This window comes from Microbacterium sp. A93 (assembly GCF_051842835.1).
Map to the genome: position 1 here is coordinate 14,819 of NZ_JBPXMT010000008.1, position 20,719 is coordinate 35,537.

20 protein-coding genes are annotated in these 20,719 nt (G+C 69.2%); 4 read left to right on the top strand and 16 right to left on the bottom strand.

Features of this window, described 5'->3' with window-relative positions:
- Nucleotide 1: 1 nt before the first annotated feature.
- From ACSU1G_RS19570 to ACSU1G_RS19585, 4 genes are all read right to left on the bottom strand, one after another.
- Complete coding sequence (locus tag ACSU1G_RS19570) at nucleotides 2-487, bottom strand: hypothetical protein (protein ID WP_439281662.1); 486 nt, start codon at nucleotides 485-487, stop codon at nucleotides 2-4.
- Between the two features lie 81 nt (nucleotides 488-568).
- On the bottom strand, nucleotides 569-1,417 hold the full coding sequence (locus ACSU1G_RS19575; protein ID WP_439281663.1) for a tyrosine-type recombinase/integrase: 849 nt from the start codon (nucleotides 1,415-1,417) through the stop codon (nucleotides 569-571).
- A 92-nt stretch (nucleotides 1,418-1,509) separates the two neighbouring features.
- Entirely contained in the window at nucleotides 1,510-1,767 is a 258-nt protein-coding gene (locus tag ACSU1G_RS19580; protein ID WP_439281664.1) for a hypothetical protein, read from the bottom strand.
- A gap of 104 nt (nucleotides 1,768-1,871) precedes the next feature.
- Nucleotides 1,872-2,621, bottom strand: a complete 750-nt coding sequence (locus ACSU1G_RS19585; protein WP_439281665.1) for a hypothetical protein — start codon at nucleotides 2,619-2,621, stop codon at nucleotides 1,872-1,874.
- A 327-nt stretch (nucleotides 2,622-2,948) separates the two neighbouring features.
- Between ACSU1G_RS19585 and ACSU1G_RS19590 the strand changes: the two genes are divergently transcribed.
- The gene (locus tag ACSU1G_RS19590; protein WP_439281666.1) at nucleotides 2,949-3,791 is read left to right on the top strand and encodes a hypothetical protein; all 843 of its coding nucleotides are present in this window, start codon (nucleotides 2,949-2,951) and stop codon (nucleotides 3,789-3,791) included.
- 28 nt (nucleotides 3,792-3,819) lie between these two features.
- Here the strand turns inward: ACSU1G_RS19590 and ACSU1G_RS19595 are convergent, their stop codons facing one another.
- Genes ACSU1G_RS19595 through ACSU1G_RS19625 form a run of 7 tightly spaced genes read right to left on the bottom strand, consistent with a single transcriptional unit; the run spans nucleotide 3,820 to nucleotide 12,462 of the window.
- Nucleotides 3,820-5,124 (bottom strand): patatin-like phospholipase family protein, encoded by a 1,305-nt coding sequence (locus ACSU1G_RS19595; RefSeq protein WP_439281667.1) that lies wholly within the window; start codon nucleotides 5,122-5,124, stop codon nucleotides 3,820-3,822.
- Nucleotides 5,125-5,129: 5 nt separating this feature from the next.
- Entirely contained in the window at nucleotides 5,130-5,597 is a 468-nt protein-coding gene (locus ACSU1G_RS19600) for a hypothetical protein (RefSeq protein ID WP_439281668.1), read from the bottom strand.
- Nucleotides 5,594-6,088 carry a hypothetical protein gene (locus ACSU1G_RS19605; protein ID WP_439281669.1) on the bottom strand — a complete coding sequence of 165 codons (495 nt, stop codon included), beginning with the start codon at nucleotides 6,086-6,088 and terminating at the stop codon, nucleotides 5,594-5,596. The genes ACSU1G_RS19600 and ACSU1G_RS19605 overlap by 4 nt, the downstream gene beginning before the upstream one ends.
- A complete protein-coding gene (locus ACSU1G_RS19610; protein WP_439281670.1) occupies nucleotides 6,085-7,038 on the bottom strand; it encodes an acetoacetate decarboxylase family protein in 954 nt (317 codons plus the stop codon). Before ACSU1G_RS19610 ends, ACSU1G_RS19605 begins: the two co-directional genes overlap by 4 nt.
- The gene (locus tag ACSU1G_RS19615) at nucleotides 7,035-8,111 is read right to left on the bottom strand and encodes an alpha/beta fold hydrolase (RefSeq protein ID WP_439281671.1); all 1,077 of its coding nucleotides are present in this window, start codon (nucleotides 8,109-8,111) and stop codon (nucleotides 7,035-7,037) included. Before ACSU1G_RS19615 ends, ACSU1G_RS19610 begins: the two co-directional genes overlap by 4 nt.
- A complete protein-coding gene (locus ACSU1G_RS19620; protein ID WP_439281672.1) occupies nucleotides 8,111-9,994 on the bottom strand; it encodes a hypothetical protein in 1,884 nt (627 codons plus the stop codon). The genes ACSU1G_RS19615 and ACSU1G_RS19620 overlap by 1 nt, the downstream gene beginning before the upstream one ends.
- Nucleotides 9,991-12,462, bottom strand: coding sequence for a GMC oxidoreductase (locus ACSU1G_RS19625; protein ID WP_439281673.1), 2,472 nt, complete (start codon nucleotides 12,460-12,462; stop codon nucleotides 9,991-9,993). Before ACSU1G_RS19625 ends, ACSU1G_RS19620 begins: the two co-directional genes overlap by 4 nt.
- A gap of 247 nt (nucleotides 12,463-12,709) precedes the next feature.
- On the opposite strand from ACSU1G_RS19625, the gene ACSU1G_RS19630 reads away from it, so the two are divergent.
- Nucleotides 12,710-13,369: a PepSY domain-containing protein gene (locus ACSU1G_RS19630; protein ID WP_439281674.1), complete on the top strand. Its 660-nt coding sequence runs from the start codon at nucleotides 12,710-12,712 to the stop codon at nucleotides 13,367-13,369.
- 4 nt (nucleotides 13,370-13,373) lie between these two features.
- On the opposite strand, the gene dnaG is transcribed toward ACSU1G_RS19630, so the two are convergent.
- Nucleotides 13,374-15,260 carry a DNA primase gene (gene dnaG, locus ACSU1G_RS19635; protein WP_439281675.1) on the bottom strand — a complete coding sequence of 629 codons (1,887 nt, stop codon included), beginning with the start codon at nucleotides 15,258-15,260 and terminating at the stop codon, nucleotides 13,374-13,376.
- Between the two features lie 76 nt (nucleotides 15,261-15,336).
- Nucleotides 15,337-16,806: an MFS transporter gene (locus tag ACSU1G_RS19640; RefSeq protein ID WP_439281676.1), complete on the bottom strand. Its 1,470-nt coding sequence runs from the start codon at nucleotides 16,804-16,806 to the stop codon at nucleotides 15,337-15,339.
- A 329-nt stretch (nucleotides 16,807-17,135) separates the two neighbouring features.
- Here ACSU1G_RS19640 and ACSU1G_RS19645 point away from each other — a divergent pair, with 329 nt between their 5' ends.
- Together ACSU1G_RS19645 and ACSU1G_RS19650 are read left to right on the top strand one after the other, a co-directional pair.
- Nucleotides 17,136-18,035 (top strand): NAD-dependent deacylase, encoded by a 900-nt coding sequence (locus tag ACSU1G_RS19645; protein ID WP_439281677.1) that lies wholly within the window; start codon nucleotides 17,136-17,138, stop codon nucleotides 18,033-18,035.
- Nucleotides 18,019-18,744 (top strand): DNA alkylation repair protein, encoded by a 726-nt coding sequence (locus ACSU1G_RS19650; RefSeq protein WP_439281678.1) that lies wholly within the window; start codon nucleotides 18,019-18,021, stop codon nucleotides 18,742-18,744. Before ACSU1G_RS19645 ends, ACSU1G_RS19650 begins: the two co-directional genes overlap by 17 nt.
- 14 nt (nucleotides 18,745-18,758) lie before the next feature.
- Here ACSU1G_RS19650 and ACSU1G_RS19655 read toward each other — a convergent pair whose 3' ends face one another.
- The 3 genes from ACSU1G_RS19655 to ACSU1G_RS19665 are packed head-to-tail and all read right to left on the bottom strand — an operon-like array spanning nucleotide 18,759 to nucleotide 20,705.
- Nucleotides 18,759-19,085, bottom strand: coding sequence for a type II toxin-antitoxin system PemK/MazF family toxin (locus tag ACSU1G_RS19655; RefSeq protein ID WP_439281679.1), 327 nt, complete (start codon nucleotides 19,083-19,085; stop codon nucleotides 18,759-18,761).
- A 2-nt stretch (nucleotides 19,086-19,087) separates the two neighbouring features.
- Complete coding sequence (locus tag ACSU1G_RS19660; protein ID WP_439281680.1) at nucleotides 19,088-19,327, bottom strand: antitoxin MazE5; 240 nt, start codon at nucleotides 19,325-19,327, stop codon at nucleotides 19,088-19,090.
- A 55-nt stretch (nucleotides 19,328-19,382) separates the two neighbouring features.
- Nucleotides 19,383-20,705, bottom strand: a complete 1,323-nt coding sequence (locus ACSU1G_RS19665; protein ID WP_439281991.1) for a deoxyguanosinetriphosphate triphosphohydrolase — start codon at nucleotides 20,703-20,705, stop codon at nucleotides 19,383-19,385.
- Between the last annotated feature and the right edge of the window lie 14 nt (nucleotides 20,706-20,719).

Sequence of the window (20,719 nt, forward strand, 5' to 3'; positions counted from 1 at the left end):
CTCAGAACGGGTTCTCGTTGATGACGGCGTCCGTCTCGTCGATGGCCGTGGTGATGAGCTCAATCAGGTCCTCGACGTCGAGGTCCTTGTCGGTGGTGTTGTCCAACCACCAGCCGGCACGCGTCAGGGATTTGACCGCTTCAACGACCTGGTCGGCCTCGGCCCGGTCCGAGTCGGTCTCATCGGATCCAATGATCTCGGTGAGCACCTGGTCCCGGTTACGGGTCGCCCACGCGATCTGCTTGTCCGACCCAGTCAGTTCGGGCAGCCCGTGCTCTTCGTCGAAGGTCTGGGCGTCGATGAGCTGCTGCCGGTTCTCCCGGTTTCGTTCTTCCCGGTTGGAGGACCGGAAGCACTTGGAACAGACAAGATTCTTGCCGAGGCCGAAGGCCTTGGCCTTGCGCTTGCCGGCCAGGGTCGAAGCGAGGTCTTTGGTCTCGATGTGGCCGCAGGTGAACCTGATCGGGAACTTTGTCGGGATTGACATGGATTGTCCTTTCATCGGTTGTCCCAAGTTCGGCCAGCTGGGTCACCGCGTGTGTCGGCTGAGAGATCCGCGGGCTGGGAATCAGGCGACGGGCTTGAGGCCGGCGCGCACCCGGCGGACATCGATGATGACGGGGAGGTCGGAGACGCTGGCGGCGAGCCGGTCTGTGCTGACCTTGGTGTAGATCATGGTGGTGGACACGTCGGCGTGGCCCAGTAGATCGCGGAGGGCAAGCAGGTCGGGGTTCTTGTCGTAGTACTCGGTGGCGAACCGGTGCCGCAGGGTGTGGGCAGACCAGCCCGGATCGAGGAGGTCCGTGATGCGCTGGGCGATGGATCCCGGCAGGTAGTGCCCGGTGGGGTTCTTGCTTGAAGGGAACAGCCAGCCGGTGCTGACTTGGTTGAGCGGTTCGACGAGTATGGGGTGGATCGGAACGAGCCGGACATGTCCGCCCTTGCCGGTAATGCGCAGCCCGGAGCCGATGATGTCATTGGTGTGCAGGGCAGCGATCTCCGAGACCCGTAGCCCTCCGTAGGACCCCAACAGCAGCATGAGTAGGTCGATGTGGCGGGTGCAACGCTCGGAGGCTTTGCGGAGAACCCCGTCCGGGGCCGGGCGAGGAAGGCCGCGCGGTACGGTGATCCGCGGCAGATCCCTGGCCGGGTTGGCGGCCGTGTGACCGGTCGTGACGGCCCAACGGTAGAACGTACTGATCGCGTCAGCGGCGTTCTTGCGCGTGGAGGGCGACTTTCCGATGGTGAGCAGCCACGCGGCCAGGTCCTGGACATTGAGGTCCCAGGGGCTGGCACCCCGGTCTTGCGCCCAGGTGATGAGTCGGGTCGCGTAGTGGACCCGGTTGCGGACTGTCTGGGGTCTGCGGTGCGAGAGCAGCCAGTCACGGTAGGCCGGCACCAACAGTTCTTGATTCATTCGGGATCACCTCGTTCTGAAACGAGACTGCCCGATTATTACCTCATCGTCTACCGCATGCTCTCAGCTTGTGAATGACGCGCCGTATATGGTCACTTGTGGAGTGGACGAGATCCGGATGACGCGGTCCAGCGAAGCACAGTCGTCAGGAGCCAAGTTCCGCCGCCAACGCCGGTATACCAAAGGAACACAGGGTCTCGAAGGATGGCGAACCAGCCGATAACCCCGAACGCCAGGGCCAGAAGCGAGACAGCCTGGATGAGGCTCAGCGTGAAACTGATCGGTCGCGTGGCGATGGCTACCAATATGGCGGCGGCCGCGCCGAGAGCCGCGATGTACAGCCAGATCATGTTGGGTTCCCTCCTGGGTTGTCGTAGCCTTGCTCATGGTCGCATCAGCCACGAACGAGTTAGTCGTTTCTTATTCCATCCGTATCAAGTTCATGGCCTGTTGTTCATCGGAGGGCTTTTAGCGCACGGGCGGTGTAGGTCAGCCCTGCGCGACGCAGCGCGTCGGCCGGGATACCTTCCGTCCAGTCCGGGGGTCGTCCGGTCATGGGCAGAGGTGTGGACACGCGCGCTGCGGCGTCCAGTTCGTCGGCTACTGGATCCCAAGGGGTGGCAACCTCAAGCGATGTCTCGGTGACCTCGACTCCGCATGTGAGACCACGGGCAGTCAGTACCTGGCGCACTGTGGCGGTGTAGGCCTCGCGGTAGGCAGCCTGGTCCCGGTCCCACAGTTCATAGATGGCGTCGACGCGTGCGCTAGCTTCGACGATCTGCTCCTCAGTGAGACTGTCGTCCTGCTCGTGTTTGATCGCCTTATCGCGCTCTTGGCCCCACATCCCTTCCAACCCGAAGTCGTAGAACGTACCTTCAAAGTCCACGACCAGGCGCACCGGCCCTGTGCGGAAGCGCAGCAGATCGGCATCTTCGTGGCCGGCGGTGCTGTAGACGATTTGACGCACGTAGTCGGCTTCCCACGATCCGGGTCGGCCGGCCAACAGGGTTTCGATCCCCCCGGCGTTGGCGGCCACGGTGGTTATGACCTGGCAGACGATCTCTGCAAGGTCGACCGGCTCTCGGTGTTCGTTCGGAGTTCCTCGTCCGATGACGCGCGTACTGCTGGCAGCGGCTGTAAGGGCCTCGATTGCTGCGGTGATCGGGTCTGGGTCAGTCTTTGCCTCGGTTCCGACGGGGTTCATGACTCCTCCTTGGCCAGGATTATCGTCAGGTGCTGCATGAGGGTGTTCAGGCCCAGCAGAACACGGACGTGGATTGGCGTGCTGGCGTTATCCACAGGCCAGGAACTGGACCAGTAATCGAAGGGTTGCTGGTTCGAGTCCAGCCGCGGGAGCTTCTTCTGGCCCTCGTCCCGCATCGCGGGGCGGGGGCCAGACTCGTATTGGCACGTTCGTCGTTTTCTCCCGCTCCCGGATTCCCGCCAGGGAACCTTGACACTCCAGGAGACGAGGCCTGTACTGGTTCGATCAGGGGAGCAGACGACTTCCCCGGCCCTGCGAAGGAACTTGATGGCTGGGACGGATGACGAGAAACCCGTGACGCCAGAGCGCAAGCCGTTCTGGAAGCGGCCCGTCACGTGGATCGCCGGAATCGTGGTCGCAGCCCTGGGCACTGTGCTCACAGGAACCTTGGGGAGCTTTCTTGAGGACAACCTCCCGGCGCTTCCCTCCACGGGCGATCCGGTCGCGGTCAGTCGCGTGTCGACGTACCGGTCGGACCTGTACGGCAACGGCGTGGCTTTTCCTCGGGGAACCACTTTCGGAGACGCGGCCCTCGCCGATCTGAACTCGATGGGTGCCGAATCCACGTCCTGGTTGGAACAACGTGGTGGCGCGGCCCTCGGTTCGGTGTTCTTCCAGATCGTGCTGACCGGCAACCGCACCGATGGCGTGCGGATCCTCGGGGCAGAGGCCAACGCGGAGTGCGGACCTCCTTCTGACGGTCTCCTCTTCAGCAGTCCGCCGGCCGGTGCTGAGGAGTCCATCGGACTGTATTTTGATCTGGACAGTCCGAACAGCCGCGCCCTGTCTGCCGCTGATCCCTCCCAACCGTACTTCCCCGCCAACTCGATCTCTCTGACGGACGGAGAGTCATTGGTCTTGCTGATCGAGGCACATACGGACCGGCAGTACTGCGCCTTCTCGATCGACCTCTCCGTCTTGGACGGGGAACGAGCGTCTGTCCAGCAGGTCACGCTTCCCGAGGGCAGGCCGTTCGAGGTGACGGCGTTCATCGAGGAGTCCCGGTACGAGCAGGTCTACTTGGGAGGGGTCATCTGTTCGACCTGGGTCCAGGCGAATGAGGCCTACTTCGCCGGGGGCCTCGACGGTTCACAATGCACCGGACCGTAGACGGGTCAAGCACACCTCATCCACCGACTCACCCGAGAAGCAAGGCCGAGAGGGCCGCGCCGGCCCCTGCCAGCGCCGCAGCGGCGCGCTCCCGCACGCCGTGGGCGCCGAAGGGTTCGATCGAGGTCGCCAGGTGGACGGCGTCGCGGGCGGACAGCCTCACCGGGAACCGCTCGGCACCGATGGTCAGGGCCGCGGTGCGGCCTCGGCACCCAGAGCGTGCTGGTTCCCGGGAGACGGAGACCTCGACCCAGTGTCCCCCGCGGCGTATCCGGCCGGAGTAGGTCCACGGTCCGCCCGCGCGAGAGGCCGTGAGGGCCCCGTCCGCCACGGCGGCCGGCGCGTCCCAGTCCGAGAGTCCCACGAAACCGGTGACCGACGCCGGCCGCCCGGCCTCGGTGGGCAGCCAGACCGTGATCCGGGCGAGGGCATCCCGCGAGGACAGCCGCTCCGTCCAGCGGGCCCCGGGCGGAGGGTCTGTCATGGCGGTGCTCGTGTGGTCCGCGGGCACCCCGCCGCGATCCGGGCCGGACAGGTAGGCGACGGCGTCCCGGTATCCCATCCCGATCAGCGTCTCCGCGTCGATGCGGCCCAGATAGAACTCCGGGTCCAGGGGCAGTGGATGCGCCGGCTTGATCACGTGCAGGACGAATTCCCGGCCGGCGGCCTGTGCCACGGCGAAGTCGGCGAGCAGCGCCCCCGTGGCGCTCATCTCGATCATGTGCACGTACTGCTCCAGCGGCCCGAGTCCCCAGTACGGGGAGTTTCCCACGCACCAGATCAGCCACACCTCCTCGGCGCCACGGTCCAGTGCCTCGGTGACGTTGGCATCGCGGATCCAGGCGGCATCCGTCCAGACCGTCTGCCCCTGTCGGAACGGGGTCATGAAGATCGGCAGGCTCATCCCGGCCGCCAGCAGATCGGCGTCCACCGCTGAGGCGTCGAGGGCCACGCTGGTCTTCCGGGTGAAATCGGCGACGTTGAAGGAACCCTGGATCGAGGATGACCTGATCCGGTCCACGTCAATCCCCAACGCAGGGAACACCGAGGTCGTGATCCCGGCCGGGCTGCTCAGGGCAGGCAGGTTCCACGGACCCCGCAGGTAGTCCGCCATCGGCAACGGGGCGGCGAAGTCGCGGACCCGGACCGTGCGCCAGCGGCGCATCAGCTCGTCGGCGCGGACACCCGAGAGGAGGGCGGCGCCGTTGAGGATGCCCCCGGACGTGGCATCCACGTGCGCGAAGTCCAGCCCCTCCTCCTCCAGCGCCTTGAGGACCCCGGCCTGCCACGCGACCCGCATGCCGCCCCCGGCCAGCACCAGCGACCGTTTCATGGCCGTCAGCCCGCCCGGTGTCCCGGCAGAATGGCGGCACGGCCGGCCACCCGCTTCGCATAGGCCGCCACGAGCCCGGCCGAGAGCAGATCGAAACCGGCGACCGCGAGCGCCCGGGGGCGGAAGACCCCGCGAGCAGCGCCGGTCCCGACAGCGGCCACGGCGCCGACCTTCTGGGCGGCGGCCCAGACGAGCGTCACGTGGGGCGGGGACTCCTTGAGGGTGGCGTGGGTCAGCGAGCCGCCGACCACCACCATGAACAGGCCCACCGTGGCGAACAGCTGCTTGGAGGTGGCGGTGCGCTCGGCCCCCACCAGGCCCAGGACGAACCCCGGGGCCACGGCCTGGACGGCCCCGGAGAGCACGGTCACGGCGCCGATGCCGCAGGCGGCCAGCCGCAACGGGTCGCTCCCCCGGGACGGCGGTCCTGCCGCGAACAGCGCGGACGGTGCGGACGGTGCTGATCTGGTCATGACAATCCCTCCCAGAGATGGACGGCGCTCACCAGGAATCCCATCGCGGCGAGCCAGTAGATGACGGTGACGATCACCCGGAGGGCGTTCCGGCGGTTCCATTCGATGATGAGGCGCTGCACCTCTGCGTCCTCGGTGATCCCTCCGGAGAGCAGACGGGTGTTCACCGAGGCGATCGGCGTGACATACCACCCCACCAGGAAGACGTAGCAGCCGGCGGCGATCCAGGCGAAGGTGACGGGGAGTGGATGTCCCCAGCCGGACCACACCAGCAGTCCGCCCGAGACCAGGAAGGGCACGGACATCGCCTTGAGGAACCGGGTGGCCACGCTGATCGGCACCTCGAAGAAGCCGTGCAGGGTGTCCACGGTCAGGAAGCCCCACGCGGGGCGCAGGAACATCCACACCACCAGTTGCAAGCCCATGTAGAAGGACGCCGCGAAGGCGGTGAACAGGGCGTTGGCCAGCGCCAGCCAGACGATCACGGTCATCGCGGCACCGGCCGTCCGGCCCACCGTCCGTCCCGCCGCGGCGGGTCCGGCCATCCCTCGCCCCGGCCCAGGTGGGCGACGCTGTCCAGGCCGTCGCCGCCGTCGGGCACCCGGCCGTGACCGTACTGGAACCAGGACTCGACATGGTCATCCAGTACCCCGTGGGAGTCCGGGATGTAGACCGTGAACAGGGGCTGGCCGAGGGCTTCCGCCCCGGCCAGTCCGGCCAGTCCGGCCACCTGCGGCAGGGGGCCGAAGTCCAGGCGGGCACGGGCGGCCCGGCCGAAGGCGACATCGGCGGTGCCGGCGAAGTAGATGGTCGACTGGTACAGCATCCCGCGGAAGGTGCAGAAGTTCACCGCCCGGATCTTCACCGGCAGAGCGGTGGCCGGGGGGCGGTCCATCTCCACGAGGGCGCCCTGGACCCCGTCGATCTCATAGGCGCTGGAGACGGTGGCGTCCGTGACCCGGAAGTCCAGGCTGGCCTGGTGCTTGGGCATGCCCCAGATGCCCTTGCCGCCCTTGACCGAGACCTCGGTGCTGACGGGCAGGTCCACCACGTACTGGCCGAAGTCGAGGCTCTTCTGCAGCAGCAGCGGGAGCAGTGGCGGGGCGGGCCGGGCGCCGCGCGTGACGGCGATCGCCAGGGAGTACTCGATGTAGGCACCGATGTCTGTGGCGAGGTAGTTGATGACCGTGACCATCAGGATCCCTTTCCCGCCCGGCAGCCGGACGGGGTGCAGCTCCGCACCGGGGAGCAGTGCCGCGGCGGATGGTGCATCGACGGGGAACGCGGCCATCAGGACCGGGGAGGGCTCGGAGTTCACCGGCAGGATGTAGTCGATGCCGTCGACGGCGGCCATCGAACCGTCCACGCGCCGCTGGCGCGCGGGGACGACGGAGGGCATGCGCCGCAGGACAGCGCGGACGGGAGGCAGCAGGCTGATCATGATCGAAGCTCCTCGAGGATGGTGGGGTAGACGTCGCGCCAGGCATTCCGGCCGAAGATCATGTCCAGGTGCCCGTACCCCGGGATCAGGTGCAGCGCGTCCCGACCGGGACGGTGCCGCGAGAAGAACTCGAAGCTGCGGGTCTGGCTGTCCGGCAGGAAGCACCGGTTCTGTTGTCCAGCCATGAAGACGAAGCGCGCATCCGTCCGCGGTGCGCGGTCCACCAGGCTGGCGGGGATCTCCGGGACCGCGCCGGTGGGGACCAGATGCCCGGCCGTGGCACACCGGGCCATCTGGTGGAAGAACGACAGGGGCGCACCGGCGAACTCGCCGGTGATCCAGTCGTGGGTGGCGTCCTCGAGGTTCTCGTGTGACCACAGCGCCGGCCGGCCGCTGCCGTAGGTGAAGCTGACCATCCGGCACACCGTGTTCTCGCATTCCGGGTGGGTGGCCCGCACGCCCGCCCGCACGAGGCGGGAGAAATACCCGTTGGACTTGTACCCCCACCGTGGCGAGAGCGAGGGGGTGAACGCGTCCAGCAGCGGGAGCATCCGGGTGATCTTGGCCTTCGAGAGCACCGGGAGGGTCAGGTGCAGGGAGACGGCATTGGTCACGACCGTGCGGACCTGCGGCAGCAACCCGGAGACGGCGGCCATGGTGAAGGACGTGGAGCCCTGGCAGTGCACGAACGCCGCGAGGGTGTCCGCCCCGGTGGCCTGCAACACGTGCCGGACGGCGGCCGGGTGGTCGTAGGCCGCCGCGTCGTCAAGGGTCCAGGGCACGGGGTCCAGATCGATGGAGGCCCGCCAGTTGGGCATCCAGACGTCCCAGCCGTCATCGAGCAGGGCATCGACGAGGGACCGGTGCACGGGAGGCCGGAAGATCTCGGCACGGACGCCGGCACCGTGGACGAGCAGCACCGGGCCCCGCGGCGCCGGGCCGAGGTGCGGGTTGGTGACGTGGACGAGGCTCAGGGGCAGTCCGTCGTCGGCGGTGAACGGGATGACCTCGGTGGCGTGGTCCCGGCGGGTGGTTGCACGGGTCGATTCGGAGACGGCTTCGTCGGCGCGCATCAGGACTGTCCTTCCGGTAGATCTTGGTTCCCGGCGCCCCGGTGGCCCCGGCCCGAGCGTGAGATGACCACCGGATCCTCGAGCAGGCGCATTCGCGGCAGTCCGGCGGCCGGCACCGGTATGGCCCGCCCGCCGGGTGCTGACCGGATCTCCCAGTCGCTCACCACGGTCTCCATCAGCAGCGGGTACAGGGTCAGCTCGCCGTCCGGGGACAGGTGCATGCGGACGAAGCCCTTGCCGCCCTCGTAGGCCAGCCCGGTCATCTTCAGGTCACCCATCTGGCCGGGTGGGGCCATCACGAGATGCAGGGCGAAGGCCTCCGAGCCTGCCAGGCAGCCGGCCACGGCCACCACGCCGAGGACGGCGGGCAGGGGCAGCTGCGCCACCTCGGCCATCCCGATGACGAGGAGGAGGACCCCGCCGGACACCATCAGCTGCACCACCAGGAACAGCAGTGACTGCCAGCTGGACGGCGGAGCCCGGCGCAGGCCGGCGATCACCATGAACAGCGCGACGGGGAGCCCGTAGACCCAGCCGAGGATGGCCAGCGCCTCCAGCAGGTCGGTGTTCCGGATGGCCGCCGGGAGGCTCAGGCGGCTGGTGATGGCGATCCCGGCCGCCAGCAGGATGAACAAGACGACGTGGGCGGCCCCCATCCAGAACCCGAACCACGGATTGCGCAGGGGCAGCCAGTGCCGGTCGAAGGGGTTGAGCAGACGCCGGTGCAGGGCCCGGGCTTCCGTCCGGGTGGGGTAGACCGCCGGCCCCAGGGCGTACGGCGTGTGGTCCGGCCTCCGGCGGCGCATCCGGGATTCCTCGGGCGGCAGGATGATCGTCTCAGCCAGGCGGTCCGTCCCCATGAGATAGGCCCCGCCCAGCCCGCAGGTCACCAGCTGGGTGGCCCCGGGTTGTCCGTCCCCGGCCGCGGCCCCCTGCGCCTGCTCGGCGTACCGGGCGTAGTGGTGTTTGTCCCCGCTGATGCGTAGCCGGACGGCGGCACCGGTGGGTTCGAGCGTGCCCGTGGCCGCGTCGCGCCGGTTCAGCAGGTAGTTGTCCTCGAAGAACGCCAGGGAGTTGAACGCATTGGGGTCCTCGGCGGTCGAGGCCCACGTGGGTGAGGCCGCACACAGGATGATCGCGTCCCCAGGCGCCAGTCGGGTGGTGACCGCCTGGTGGAAGTACTCCAGTTGGGGGCGGTCGATATACGAGCCGAGCTGGCTGTCCAGTCCCACCAGCCACCAGCCAGGCTGTAGCCGGGCGGCGAAGTAGCTGCGCGACTGCAACGTCTGCCAGCGGCCCACCGCCTCGCCCTGGCCGAACATGCGCATGAAGGACGTCAGACCGTCGTACCAGTCGTGGTTGCCGGGCAGGGCCAGCAGGGCGGCCGTGGCGCTATCGCGCGGGGCTGCATTGGGGGTCCCCTCGGTGGGATCGGCGAACGGGTCCGCCGAGGCGGCCCGGTAGGGCCCGACCATGCGGTCCTCATAGGCCTGGCTGGACGCCGTCGGATAGACGAGGTCACCGCCGAGGATGAGCAGCTGGGACGTGGGCAGGTCCACCGTCCCGTCCCCCGGGGTGGTGGCCGTGAGGCGCTGCTGGCACAGTTGCATCGCCACGGTGTAGGTCGCGTCGAAGCCGTCGCCCAGATCTGCCACGAAGTCGATCCACCAGTGCCCGTCGGCGGACCGGAATCGATCCACGTCCAGCAGCTGCTGCGGCATCACGGCCTGGGTCTCGCGGCTGTCCGCATAGGAGGCGAAGGTCTGGGCCACGAGGACGCGGACGCCGCTGCGCACCAGCTCGGGCGGAGACAGCCAGCGCACCTGTCCGCGGGGCCTGAAGCCGAGAGCCGACTCGAACCGGGCGAGGGCGCCGGACCTCACGGCGCACCTGCGGTCCGGGACGGGGCGAGGTAGGTCTCCCACAGCGAGTCCAGGAACAACCGGCCGAAGCGGAGCAGCCCGGCCCCGCCGTCCGGTCCGCTCGTGGTGAAGGTCGTGAGCTGCTTCGCGAAGTCCAGCGGTTGGATGTAGAGGATCCCGGCCCCCAGCACCGTCGGGTCCTGTGGCTTCAACAGGGGCGTCTGCACGGGGAGCAGCGGTTCCGGGGGCGGCACGTGGCCATCCAATACCTGGACGTAGAGCGTGGTCGTGTCCTGCCAGACGTCCAGGCCCGGGCCGTCGTGGACCTCCTTGAACCCGACGAACGTCAGCGCCACTCCCCCGGGGCTGGTGAGGAACAGGCGGTAGAGCATGAGTCTGCGCGTGGCGTCCTGCTGCATGAAGAGGTTGAACCACCCGCGCTCAACCTCGCACCGGCCGCCCAGAAGGTCCGCGTCCAGGTAGCCGGTGGCGACGCCGGGGTGTGCCGGGTCGGCGACGAAGCCGTCCACGTCCCCGGTGGTGATCGTCAGCTCGAACATCATCCGCTGATCGCGCAGCCGGGCCTGCGCATTCGCCTGCCGGGGATCGCCCAGCCCGAGGGCGAAATTCCCCTTCATGCGTTCGGTGAAGGAGACGCGCGTGGGCACCCCGCCGGAGGGTACGACGCCGGCCCCCGCGCCGCCGTCGTGCCCCTCACCCGGGTGCCGAGAGACGCCCGCCGGCCGGGCCGCCGCCCGGACCACCGGACGCGCCCACAACCCCTCGAGCATCCGCTCGCTGGCCCGGTCCGCACAAGCGGCGATGGTCAGCGCGGGATTCGTGCCGACGGGCCCCGGCATGGCCGATCCGTCCACCACATGGAGCCCGGGCTGTCCGTAGACGGCGGAGTAGGGGTCGCAGACGCCGACCCCCGCATGGGCACCCATCGGGGCACCTCCCAGGGGATGCACCGTGATGACCCGCTGGGCCATCCACAGCGGGTTCTCCCGGTAGTCGGCGCCCAGCTGGTCAGCGAGGTCGCGCATGGTCGATTGGACGCGGTCGAAGTAGACGCGGGAGGTGGACAGGGTCCAGTCGACGGCGAGCCGTCCGTCCCGCAGGAACATCCTGCCGTCCGGGATGTCCCGGCCCATGCCCAACAGGGGCAGCGAGGTCTCGGAGAAGCTCCCGGTGCCCAGGAGCGCGGCCAGATCGGAGGAGATGTCGGTCCGGTGCCCGCCGAACAGCCGGTTCGCCACGATGCGGGCGGCGAACTGGGCGAGCCGGGGAACGGCGGAGCGGATCTGGGAGGCCTCCATGAGCCAGTTGATGAACCCCGGGTAGCCGGCGTCCTCGATGTAGTAGCCGCGTCCGGTGCTGCCGTCGCCGTCCGCCGCGTCGCCGACCCGGATGGCCGTGGTGATGACGGGGCCGGTGCTACCCAGCATCCGCCGGGGTCCCTGCAGGTCCGAGGCCAGCTGCGTGGCGTTCATCAGGAAGCCCATCAGGTCCCCGTTGCCGCTGAACCGCGTGCCCAGTGCGTGGCTGAGTCCCGGCAGGGTGGCCCGGTTGCGCAGCAGCAGGAAGGTGGTGCCGAAGGTGCCGGCCGCGAGGATGAGCCGGGAACAGCGGATCACCCGTTCGGCGAGGTCCGCCGTCGCCGAGGGCTGGTCCGGGGTGTGCACCACGTAGCGGACCAGCCAGGTGCCGTCGCCGTCCCGGCGGAAGGTCCGGACCTCGTGCAGGGGGCGGATGTCACAGTTCCCCGAGGCCTGCGCCGCCGAGAGGTAGGTGTGGTCCAGGGTGTTCTTGGCACCCTCGTTGCAGCCGATGTCGCACTCCCCACACAGGGTGCAGGTCCGCCGGGGACGGCCGTGGTAGTTCCCGTAGTCCGGTGCGGGGATGCCACGGCCGGGTGCCGGCACCTCCCCGGAGCGCGAGGCGAAGGTCACGGCCAGCGGCGGTCTCTCCACGCTCAGCCCCAGAGCCCGAGCCGCTCCCTCGAGCGCCTCGGTCTTGGGGGTGTCGGTGTAGGGGTACGTGGCGGTGCCGATCATGTCCTCGACGCGCTGGTAATGCGGTTCAAGGTCCTCGCGGGTGAGAGGCCAGCTCTCGTAGCCGCCGCCCGGCAGGGGGGACTCGTTGACGAACCAGTGTTCGTCCTTGCGCAGCAACACATTGGCGTAGATCAGCGAGCCGCCGCCCAGTCCGCTGGAGACCAGGCTCTCGAGGCCTCGCATGGTCCACGCGTTGAAGAGCCCGTGGAGCCCGGCGCTGGGGTCCCAGAGGGCCTGACCGAACTCGGACGGGGTCCGGGCGAAGCTTCCCGGCGGGTAGGCCCGGCCCCGCTCCATGACCACCACGTGCTTGCCCTGCTCGGAGAGCCGGTGGGCCGCGACCGAACCGCCGAAGCCGGAGCCGACCACGACGGCATCGACGAAGTCCTCCGCAGGTGGGGAAGAGGCCCCACCACCATCCGCACCGCCCATGGGCCTGTCCCTGCTCCATCAGCTGGGCCACACGGCCTCTGTATTGCTGATATCGGCTACCAAGGAGTGAAAGAGAAACGACAAAAACACGTGACTGAATGGGCCTCAGCATACGGCGGAGGAGGGCGGGGGAGACAGGTTCGGCCGCCTGCGGGATGACCGCCCGACGTGGTCCGACGGCGGGACTCTCATCACCGCTTCACCGGCCTCTCATCTGCGGCTCATCCGGTTTTGGCACACTGAGGCCATGACACAGCACACCGGAACCCAGCGCACGTACACCAAACCCCTCATGATGACCGGGGGCGGCATCCTGGCCCTGGCGCTGCTGACCGGTTGTTCGGTGGCCGATCCGGGCAGTTCGGACTCGGAGACCAGCACGGCCGCGACCGCCGAGTCCTCCCCCGCGACCGCCGAGACCTCGCCGTCCTCCTCGGATGAGGCCGGCACTCCGCCCGCTTCCGGCTCCTCCGCTTCCTCCAACGCCGAAGGCACCGCGACCGGCGAGGACCCGGTGTTCGCGGCCATCGATGCCCTGCTGGCCGAGCACGCCGACGCCGTCATCGTGCAGATCGACCTGGACGACGACGACTCCGTCTACGAGATCGAGGCCGTGATCGGCGACCGCGTGGTGGACTTCGACGTCCGCGCCGACGGCTCGGTCCGTGAGGACGACGACGACCGGGACGACGACGACATCCGCCGGGCCCAGGAGGCCACCGTCACGGCCGAGGACGCCGCCCGTGCCGCCCTGGAGGGCCGCGACGGCCAGAGCATCGACGACATGGAGCTGGACGAGGACAACGGCACCCTGCGCTGGGAGATCGACCTGGACCGGCAGGGTGGTGATGACGGAGACGAGCTCTACGTCGATGCCGCCACCGGTGAAGTCACCCAGGACAACTGACCCCTCAGTCCCGGGCGCGCAGCGAGCGGCGCTTGGCCTCCAGGTCCATCAGCTGGCGGTTCAGCGCGGCGAACTCCGCCGGGTCACCACCGGGACCCAACCGCTGCAGACGGCCCATCAGGTCCCCCTTCTGGTGGGTGATCTGCAGTTCGAACAGTCGGTTCATGATGTCCCGGCAATAGCGCACCAGGTCCTCGTCCGTGCGGGCCGGCAGCGGGGTCACCGCGAGCTCGCTGACCAGCGGCGCCAGCTCGGCAGGGACCTCCTGACGCACCTGCTCGACCCACTGCGAGGGGGTCGCCCCGGCCATGCCCGCGGCGCGGATCCCGGAGTGGAGCACGGCCAGCGCCGGCACCTTGAAGTCGGCGGCGTAGAAGGCCTGCCACTGCTCGGCGGAGAGCAGGATGGGCTGCTGCAGCACCACCTCGAGGGCCTCCTTCTCCATGCGGGCCGCCGGGTCCCGGGTGTCCGGGCGCTGGAAGCCGGGCCGGCCCTCCCCCGGTGCCCGGCCGGCGTCGTGCCCCGGCTGTGGTTCCCGGCGGTTTCCCGACGACGGCCCGGTGCCGGAGCGCTGCGCGTTCTGGACCGCGCGGTGCACGGTGGCTGGTTCCATGCCGAGCCAGCCGGCCAATTCCCGCTCATAACCGGGGCGCACCACCGAGTCGCGGATACCGGCGACGATGGGGGCGGCGTGGCGTAGCGCCCCGGTGCGGCCCTCCACGGTGTCGAGGTTGAAGTTCTTCATGCCGGCCTTGATGGCGAACTCGAACAGCGGTCGGCGGGAGTCGATCAGGGCCACCACCGCCTCGGGGCCTTTCTCCTGACGCAGGTCACAGGGGTCCATGCCGGACGGCTCCACGGCCACGAAGGTCTTCGCCAGGAACTTGCTGTCCTCCTCGAAGGCCCGCAGTGCGGCCTTCTGCCCGGCCGCGTCACCGTCGAAGGTGAAGATGATCTCCCCGCCCGTGCCGTCGTCCGAGATCAGCCGGCGGGCGATCTTGACGTGCTCGGAGCCGAACGCGGTGCCACAGGTGGCCACCGCCGTGTCCACACCGGACAGGTGCGCGGCCATGACGTCGGTGTAGCCCTCCACCACCACGAGCTGGCGCTTCTTGGCCACCTGCCGTTTGGCCGCATCGATCCCGTAGAGCACCTGGGACTTCTTGTAGAGCTGGGTCTCGGGGGTGTTGAGGTATTTGGGGCCCTGATCGTCCTCGAAGAGCTTGCGGGCGCCGAAGCCGATCGTGGCACCGGTCATGTCCCGGATGGGCCAGATGAGCCGGCCGCGGAAGCGGTCGTAGATCCCCCGCTGGCCCTCGGAGAACAGGCCCGTGAGTTTGAGCTCGTCCTCCCGGAACCCCTTGCGCTGCAGGTGTTTGAGCAGGTTGTCCCAGCCCTGCGGGGCATAGCCGACGCCGAACTGGGCGGCGTGCTCGGAGGTGAAGCCGCGGCCGGCCAGGAACTGCTGTCCGGTGGCCGCCCCGGGGGTGCCGAGTTGGGAGCGGAAGTACTCGTCGGCGATCTTGTTGGCCTCGAGCAGCCGCTGCCGCCGGCCGACCTGCGCCTGGTCCGGGCCGGTGCCGCCGTCCTCATAGTGGAGCTCGATGCTGGCCTTGGCGGCCAGCCGCTCCACTGTCTCGGCGAAGGTGGAGTGCTCCATCTTCATCAGGAACGCGATGACGTCCCCGGACTCACCGCAGCCGAAGCAGTGGAAACTGCCCACGGAGGGCCGCACGTGGAACGAGGGGCTGCGCTCGTCGTGGAAGGGGCACAACCCCTTGTAGGACCCCACGCCGGCGCTGCGGAGCGTGACGAAGGCGTCCACGATCTCCTTGAGGTCCGACCTCTCGCGGACAAGGTCGATGTCCTCACGTTTGATCAGGCCTGCCATGGATCCAGTCTAGGCCGGTTGAGGGCTGCTCCGACCCGACCGTCCACAGGCAGGGTCCGGCGGAGTCGGGGTGGAGCTACACCGAGGCGGAGGTGCGCTCAGGCTGGGCGGTGACCGGGCCGGCGTCGTGCGCCGTGCTGGCCCCCATGCCGGTGCCGCTGCCGCTGCCGGCGGTGTCCGGAGACCGGTCCCTGCGCTGGTCCCTGCGCATGGTGCGCATCCCCGAGACGGCCAGCCCGCCCAGCGCCCCGGCGATCGCGAAGCCGAAGAAGCCCCAGGGGTAGGCGATGCCGGCGGCCATCATGGTGCCACCCATGATCGGTCCGGAGATGGCGCCCAGGCGGCCCACCCCGGCGGCCATGCCGAGGGCGGTGCCGCGGACCTTCGGCGGGAAGTTGGTGGCGGCGAAGGCGTAGACAAGGTTCTGCGCGGAGAAGACGAAGCAGCCGGTGAGGAAGATCATCACGTAGATGCCCAGCAGGGGCAGCTTGATGGCCAGTGCGGCCAGCAGGATCGCGGAGCCGATGAACCACAGGATGGCGGCGTTGCGCGGGGTGATGGCGTCTCCCACCTTGCCGGCGATGAACAGGCCGATCACGGCGCCGGCGTTGAGCACCACGAGGAAGCCCAGGGAGTTGCCGAGGTCGTAGTCGGCGGCGCGCATGATCTGCGGCAGCCAGGTGTTCAGGCCGTACACCAGCAGCAGGCCCATGAAGGAGGCGAGCCACATGAACACGGTGTTGCGGCGGTACTTGGTGGACAGCAGCAGTGCCGCGCCGGTCTTCTCGGGCTCAGCGATGGCCCCGGAGCCCGCCGGGGTGGCACCGGCGAAGGCGCGCTCGGGCTCCTCATCGATCTCGACGCCATAGTGCGCGGCCACGATCCGTGCCTCGGCAGTGCGCCCCCTGGAGAGCAGGAAGTCCGGGGACTCCGGCAGGTAGCGCCACATCAGCGGCACCAGGACGAGGGCGGGCAGCCCGCCGATGAAGAACATCTCGCGCCAGCCGGAGACGGTGTTGGCGGCGGCCCAGATGGCCAGCAGCGCGGTGATGACGGCGCCCACGTGGTAGCCGGTCATCATCAGGGTGGTGGCGTTGGAGCCCTTCCTGGCGCCCGCGAACTCGGTCACCATGGAGATGCCCGTGGGCAGGCAGCCGCCCAGACCCAGACCCGCCAGGAAGCGCAGCACGCCGATGGTGGTGGCGTCCTGGGCGAAGCCCGTGACGAAGGTCAGGACGGAGAAGGCGATCACGGCGCCGATGAGCAGCTTGCGGCGGCCGAACTTGTCCGTCAGCCAGCCCATGCCGAGGGCGCCGACCATCATGCCGACCAGGCCGACGGTCGCCACCACGGTGGCGGTGCCGTTGTCGATCCCCATGGCTGCATCCGAGGTGAGCATGGGCATGATGGCGCCGAGGACCACGGCGTCGAACCCGTCCAGCAGCACGGCGAACCAACACAGCGGTGCCACCCAGGCACGGCCGCGCAGAACCGGCGGCTGGGGCGTTCCGGACCGGCCGGGGCGGGTGGTGGTGGACGTTGACATCGGGCCTCCGAGACGGGATACGGCGGTGGTGGTTTGAGGGGGTGGTTTTGGACGGTGCGCAGGCGCTGGAAACGAGTCCTGCGTCATGACCGTCCATGACGGCGCTCACACGATCGTTGAACACCTTACCGTACGTATACGAATCTTTGTAGTCGAGGTCACAGCAGGGCGAGACGCCGCCCACGGCCAGAGGATCACGGCACCGCCCGAGGATCACGGCACCGTCAACTGTCGATCGGCTCGGCGTGTCTCGACGACTGGCGCTCTCGTGATGCGGGGGCTGATGCGGGGCTGAAGCGGAAGCTGAGGGAAGCTGATGGAATGGCCTCATGGACTTCGCAATGGACCCTGAGATGATGCCCGGGCTCGCAGAGGCCGCCGAGCTGGCCCGGACGGCCCGGCGCGTGGTGGTGCTCTCCGGCGCCGGCCTGAGCGCCGAGTCCGGTGTGCCCACGTTCCGGGACGCGCAGACCGGGCTCTGGGAGCGCTACTCCCCCGAGCAGCTGGCCACCGAGGACGCCTACCGGGCCGATCCCGAACTGGTCTGGGCCTGGTACCAGTGGCGCGCCCGCCTGGTCCGCTCCTGCGCACCCAACGCCGGACATCACGCGGTCGCCGCCTGGCAGCGGCGGCTGTCCGGTTCCCCGGGAGCCGGCACCGGGCACGACGCCGGCCCTGCGGGCTCTCGTGGCACGCTCACCATCGCGACCCAGAACGTGGACGACCTGCAGGAGCGGGCCGGGGCCGAGGTGATGGCCCACCTGCACGGTTCCCTGTTCGACTACCGCTGCGCCGACTGCGGTGAGCCCGCCACACACGACCCCGGCACGGCGACTGCCGACACCGCGGGCGCCGGCGGTCCGGGGTCGACCCCGGACCTGGAGTCGCTGCTGCGGATCGCCCCGCCCCGGTGCGCGGTCTGCGGTGACGGGATGCTCCGGCCGGGCATCGTGTGGTTCGGGGAGATGCTGCCGGCCGATGCCCTGGCGGATACGATCGCCGCCCTGGAGGACTGCGACCTGGCCGTGGTCATCGGGACCTCGGCCACCGTGCAGCCGGCCGCCTCGCTGCCGTACGCGGCGCTGGGAGCCGGCGCGGCCGTCGTCGAGGTCAATCCGGAGGTCACCGATTTCTCGACCGCCGCCACCGTGAGCCTGCGTGGCCTCGCCGGGCAGGTGCTGCCGGCGCTGGTCCCGGCCTACGATGGACACCATGGCCCCTTCCGCTAAAACCGGCACCATCATCGAACCCACCGTGGCCGCCGTTCAGGCGGAGTTGGCCGCGCTCGAGGACGCTGGGATGCGGGCCGCGAACGAGAAGCGCGGGGACGACCACGGGGTGAACCTGTCGAAGCTGCGCGGGGTGGCCCAGGCTGCCAAGACGGATCCGGCGTCCAAACAGCAGCTGGCCCTGGACCTCTGGGCCACCGGAGACACCGCCTCGAGGCTGGTCGCCCTGCTGCTCGTGTTCCCGAAGAAGCTCGGGGCGGAGCAGATCGACGCGATGATCCGCGAGGCCCGGGCGCCCAAGGTCCATGACTGGCTGGTGAACTACGTGGCCAAGAAGTCACCACACCTGGAGGAGCTGCGGAGGACGTGGACCGAGGACACGGACCAGCTGGTGGCCGCCGCCGGCTGGGATCTCATCAGCCACCAGGTGTACAAGAAGCCGGAGGTTCTGGACCTGCCCGCACTACTGGACACCATCGAGGCCCGGATGAAGGATGCCCCGAAGGACCTGCAGTGGTCCATGAACAACACCCTGGCCGCGATCGGGATCGAGGCCCCGGAGCTGCGGGGGCGGGCGGTGGACATCGGCGAACGCCTCGAGGTCCTCAAGGACTACCCCACTCCCCCGAACTGCACGTCCCCGTTCGCCCCGCTCTGGATCACCGAGATCGTGCGGCGCAACGAGCAGGCGGCGGCCGCAACGGGGTGATGGCTTGCCGCCCGTCACGGTGCGCACCCTGACGCCACGGCCAGGGCGTCGCAGGCTTTCCGCATGGCGTCGTCGCTGAGACGGCCCAGCCTGTGGGTGAGCACCTGCACGGGCAGGTCCGTCACGGAGTCGAGCTGGGCCACGCAGGGCCGGTGAACCGGCTCCTCCCCGGGCTCCAGCAGCAGCTCGCTCGGCAGATTCCGAATGCTGGTGCTGCAAGGGGCCACGATCGCGCGGCGGCGCCCCTGGATGGCGGCGTCCCGGCTGATCACCACCACCGGCCTCGCCCCGGCATCCGAAAGATCGGCCCACCAGAGTTCGCCCCTCGCCGGAAGTTCCATGCTCACTGCCTGGCCGCGGCGTCCAGGAAGTCAGACAGGCTGCCCCACTCGTCCACCGAGTCCGCCGGACTGTCCCGATAGGCCCTCCGATACGCACGGTCGACCTCAGCCGATCGGTGCTCGCGGAGAAGCGACGTCAGCGCAGCTTCCAGCAGCGATGCGTCCGTGCCCTGGCCGTGGAGGCGGCGTGCCCGCTCCAGCAGGTCCCGGTCCACCGTGGTGCTGATCCTCACCTTGGTCATGCCACGATCATGCCACTGTGATGCCATGCACGCCAGGGGTGGTTCTTTTGGACCGTCAGACCCAGCTGCGGCGGAACGGCTCGCCGCGGACCAGGGTGGAGTGCCACTCGATGGCCGTGGAGTCCGTCAGCGAGGCCACCTGATCGATCACCACGCGGCGGCGGGCGGCGTCACCGGCGGCCTCGCGCCAGTCCCCGGCGAAGAGGGGGTCCAGGTAGCGGTCCCCGGAGTCCCAGAACAGCTCGACCAGGTCGGTGAGGATCTCCCGCTGGCGCACGTACAGCGGCTGGCGGGCCTCGGAACTCATCACGTAGGCCGCGGCGATCCCCTTCATGGTGGCGATCTCGACGTCCGTCTCGCCGGGCACCACCACGTCCGCCTCATGGCGCGTCAGGGGCTCGTTGCCGAAGACCTCGCGGGTGGCGTCGAAGGCCGCATTGGAGAACCGGCCGATCAGCTGGCTGGTCATGTCCTTCAGGGCGGCCCGGGAGCGGCGGGTCCCGTCCGCCTGGCGCACCCATACCGGGGTGGCCTCGAGGCGGGCCAGTGCGGCCTCGATCTCGGCCGGGTCGGTGTCCGGCAGGTACCACTGGCGGGTGCGTTCGATCACGAGGGTCCGGTGATCCGGATCGGCCAGCCAGTGCAACTGGAACTGCCCGTTGACGATCCCGTCCTCCACATCGTGCACGGAGTAGGAGATGTCATCCGCCAGGTCCATGACCTGGGCCTCCATGGACTTCCGGATCCCGGTCACGCCCCGGCGGAACCAGTCGAAGACCGGCAGGTCGTCCAGGTAGACGCCGAACTTCCGGCTCTGCGTCCCGGCGGAGGTCAGCGGCGCCTCGTCCCGCGTCCAGGGGTACTTGCAGGAGGCGTCCAATGAGGCCCGGGTGAGGTTGAGTCCGGCGGAGGCGCCGTCCTCGAAGAACTTCTTCGTCTCCAGCCGGGCCAGCAGCCGCAGGGTCTGGGCGTTGCCCTCGAAGCCGCCGATGTCCTGACTCAACGCATCCAGCGCCTTCTCACCGTTGTGCCCGAACGGCGGGTGGCCGAGGTCATGGGAGAGGCAGGCGGCGTCCACCACGTCCGGGTCACAGCCCAGGGACCGGCCCAGTTCGCGGCCCACCTGGGCCACCTCGAGCGAGTGGGTCAGCCGGGTCCGGGCGAAGTCGTCCTCATCCGGGGCCACCACCTGAGTCTTGGCCCCGAGCCGGCGCAGCGCCGAGGAGTGCAGGATACGGGCACGGTCCCGCTCGAAGTCTGAGCGGTAGGAGCTCTTGGTCGGCTCCGGCAGCCAGCGTTCACGGTCGGAGGGCCCATAGCCGGGCAACCCGGCGGGCCGGCCCGCGTAGGGCGGACGCCCCTCCGGGCCGAAGAGCACCGCCTGGTGGTGGC